This is a genomic window from Acidobacteriota bacterium, from assembly GCA_034211275.1.
Lineage (GTDB): Bacteria > Acidobacteriota > Thermoanaerobaculia > Multivoradales > JAHZIX01 > JAGQSE01.
The window spans coordinates 1-3,358 of sequence record JAXHTF010000326.1 but is presented as its reverse complement, the minus strand read 5'-3'; the positions used below and the strand labels follow the sequence as shown (position 1 = coordinate 3,358).

At 67.9% G+C, this 3,358-nt stretch carries 1 protein-coding gene; it reads right to left on the bottom strand.

The window, feature by feature from the left end:
- A partial coding sequence (locus tag SX243_25580) for a condensation domain-containing protein (GenBank protein MDY7096361.1) occupies positions 1 to 3,342 on the bottom strand: 3,342 nt, incomplete at its 3' end.
- Positions 3,343 to 3,358 lie beyond the last annotated feature (16 nt).

Below are 3,358 nucleotides of genomic sequence, written 5' to 3'. Positions count from 1 at the left end.
GTCGAAGAGGGCCCGGCCGCCGCCGACGTCGCTCCACCGCTGGACGTCCGCCAGGGAGGAGTATTCGTACTGGCCGAGCTCCGCCTGCTGCTCCTGCAACTTCTGCAGCCAGCTACCGACCTCGGCGTCCGGTGCCAGCTGCACCCGCAGCGGCAGGGTGTTGATGAACAGGCCGATCATCTGCTCGACCCCTTCCAAAGCCGGGGGCCGGCCGGAAACGGTGACGCCGAAGACCACGTCCCGGGTTCGGCTGTAGCGAGCCAAGAGCAGCGCCCAAGCGCCCTGGACCAGGGTGTTGAGGGTCAGCCGGTGGTTGCGAGCGACGGTGTCCAGCTCGGCGGTGAGGGCCGCCGTCAGCACATGGGTCTGCTCCCCGTGGATGCTCGGCAGGCTGTCGTCGGCGGGGCGGTCGTAGACCAGCGGCGTGGGCTCGGCGAAGCCCGCCAGGGTGGTCTGCCAATACTCCTGGGCCGCCTGCTGGTCCTGACGGGTGAGCCACTCGATGTAGTCGCGGTAGGGCCGCCGATCCGGCAGGTCCGGATCCAGCGCCTGGGTCATGCTCTGGTAGATGGTCGAGAACTCTTCCATCACCTCCGGCAGGCTCCAACCATCGAACAGACTCTGGTGCAAGGTGCCGACGGTGCGGTACCGATCGTCGGTCTCGCGCACCAGGAGGAAGCGCAGCAGCGGCGCGGAGGAGAACTCGAAGCCCCGGCGCCGATCCTCGAACAAATACTCGCCCAAGGCTTCGGCCTGCTCCTGAGCCGACAACTCGCGCCAGTCCCGGACATCCACCGGCACCTCGGACTCGGCGTGCACCGCTTGCAGCGGCTGCTCCAGGTCGTCCCAGTGGTATGACGTGCGCAGCACCGGGTTGCGCTGAGCCACCCGCGCCCAAGCCCGGGCGAAGCTATCGACGTCCAGATCGCCGGGGAAGACATTCTGGAACTGGGCGATGTAGGGGCCGTCCTCCGGATCGTGGAGGGTGTGGAACATCATGCCCTGCTGGAGCGGTGACAGCGGGTAGAGGTCCTCCAGGTCGGGGATCTCGCTGGCCAACCGGTCGAGCACCGGCCCTTCGATCTTCGCCAGGGGGAAGTCCGACGGTGTCCAGCCCCCGGCCTCCGGCGACCGGCAGTGCTCCGCCAGACGCTCCAGGGACTGCACGAACGCATCCGCCAACGCCTCCAAGGTCGAGGCCTTGTGGCGGTTGCGGCTGAAGCGGAAGCTGGCGACCAGCTGGCCGCCCTGGACCACCGTCTCGATATCCAGCAGATGGGTGCGCAGAGCATCCTCGCCGGAAGAGGAGCCGACGGGCTCGGTGCTCAGCTCGAAGGGCATCCCCTCGTCGCCACCGCCCTCGGCGTCGTCGCCCCCGGCATCCATCTGCCCCAGATGGGTGAACAGGACCTCCGCGGGACGATGGTGGGCAAGCTGCTCGCGCACCGGCTCCGGACCGTAGTCTCTCAGCAGACCGTAGCCCAAACCGTTGCCCGGAATGGCCCGCACCTGCTCCTTCGCCATCTTCAGCACCGACGCTTCGCCGTCCACACCCCGCAGGTCCACCAACACCGGATAGAGGCTGGCGAACCAGCCGGCGGTGCGCGACAGGTCGACATCGTCGAAGAGATCCTCGCGGCCGTGGCCTTCGAAGTCCACCAGCAACAAGCGCTCGCCGGTCCAGGCCCCGAAAGCCTCGGTCAGGGAGCCCAGCAGCACCTCCACCAGTCGCGTGCGATAGGCCTTGGGAGCTTCCTGGAGCAGCGCCTGGGTCACCTCGGCGCTGAGCGCGCGCTGCACCTCGGACTCGGAGCGGTCGTCGTTGATCCCGCCCTCGAAGTCCACCGGCAGCGGCGCCACGTCTCGACGCGCCGGATCCGCCCAGTACGGGGCCTCCGCGGCCATCGCCTCGCTGGCGCCGTACTCCGCCAGGCGCTCTGCCCAACGCTTGAACGACGTCGTCTTCGGCGGCAGGTCCGGCTTGCCTCCCATCTCCACGGTCGTGTAGATCTCCGCCAGATCCCGCACCACCACTTCCCAGGCGACGTTGTCCATGATCAGGTGATGGGCCACCAGGAACAGCCGCTGGCGCTCCGTCATCCCATGGTCGAAGAGCGCGAAGCGCACCAGCGGCGGACGGTCCACCCGGAAGCTCGCCTGCAGTCTCGCCGCCACCGACTCCTGAGCCTGTCCACGGTGGTCTTCCGACAGTCTCGACAGGTCCACCACCTGGAACGGCAGCTGTAGCTCCGGACCGTGATTGATCTGGCGCCAGCCGTCCTCGACCTGCTGGAAACTGATGCGCATCGCATCGTGGTACGTCAGCAGCTCGGTCAGGGAACGCTGCAGCGGACCCACTTTCCAGCGGTTCTTGAGCTGCAGCAAGACCGGCAACGTCGTGTGGTGCAGGCTCTCCAGCCCCGACTCCAGGAACCAGCGCTGGATCGGCAGCAAGGGGACCTCACCGGTCACCGCCCCCTGCTCCGCATCGATCTCCACGGCGCTGCCCGCCACCGCCGCCAGCTCCGCCACCGTCGAGTGCTCGAAGATCTGCCGCGGCGTCACCCGCAGCCCTTCCCGGTGCAGACGACTGATGATCTTCAAGCTGACGATAGAATCGCCGCCGAGCTCGAAGAAGTCGTCGTTGATACTCACCTGCTCGACGCTCAGCACTTCCTGCCAGACCTTCGCCAGCAGGCGCTCCATGTCGTTGCGCGGTGGCTCGTAGGCCCCTCGCGACGCCAGTCCCACCTCGCGCTCCGCCAGCTTGCGGCGGTCGACCTTGCCGTTGGGGGTCAGAGGAATCGCATCGATGGTGTCGAAGGTCGACGGCAACATGTACTCCGGCAGACGCTGGGCCAGGGCATGACGCACGGTCCCCACATCCAGCTCCGCTCCCTGCTCGCGGGCCTCTTCCTCGAGCACGATGAAGGCCACCAGACGCATCGCCGTCGGACTGCTGTCGCCGCCCACCGGCTTGGGAATCACCACGCATTCGCGAACCGACGGATGGGTCAGCAGGGCTGACTCCACCTCTCCCGGCTCCACCCGGTAGCCGCGGATCTTGACCTGCTCGTCCAGTCGGCCCAGGAACTCCAACGAGCCATCCTGCCGCCAGCGGGCCCGGTCGCCGGTGCGATAGAGCCGCGCCCCAGACCGGTGGGACATGGCATCGGGCACGAAGCGGGACGCGGTCAAGCTCGGACGCCCCAGATAGCCTCGAGCGATCCCGGTGCCGCCGATGAACAGCTCTCCTGGCGCCCCCACAGGCATGGGCTGGCCCAGGGCATTCAGCACGTAGACCTGCTGTCCGGCGATGGGGCGGCCGATGGGCAGATCCAAGGCCGAGGGATCCTCC